At 45.4% G+C, this 445-nt stretch carries 1 tRNA gene; it reads left to right on the forward strand.

Features of this window, described 5'->3' with window-relative positions:
- The first annotated feature begins 267 nt into the window (after positions 1-267).
- Positions 268-340: transfer RNA gene (locus FHK88_RS12250), tRNA-Thr, on the forward strand.
- Positions 341-445: the final 105 nt, after the last annotated feature.

Genomic DNA, 445 nt, shown 5'->3' on the forward strand with positions numbered 1-445 from the left:
GCCTACCAAGGTTCGAATCCTTGACCTGGCACTCTCAATAGTTACATAACCCCCGCATTATTCTTCTGCTGTGCGGGGGTTATGTCGTCTAGAGGAACGTTTCTGTGCGCTGTTCTGTTGTCCACAGAGTGTCCTATTGCTTTATGTTCTTTTAAAGACTTGTTGTTCATGAGTTGTTACCTTTGTCCTGGCGATTTGTCATGGACGCCACTGTCCGGTAATCTTCAAGAAGCTTGGTGAGAGAGCGAATCTCCCGTCAACGTGATTGCCCCCTTAGCTCAGTCGGCAGAGCGTTTCCATGGTAAGGAAAAGGTCGACAGTTCGATTCTGTCAGGGGGCTCTCTTTTTGCTCTGAATACAGAGAGGTAAAAGAAATCTCATGTATCCCAGAGTTCTTGATCTTTAGTTACAGTTAAATCCGCTGGTTTTAACACATAACTAAACA

Source organism: Psychrobacter sp. I-STPA6b, assembly GCF_020662265.1.
Classification (GTDB): Bacteria; Pseudomonadota; Gammaproteobacteria; order Pseudomonadales; family Moraxellaceae; genus Psychrobacter.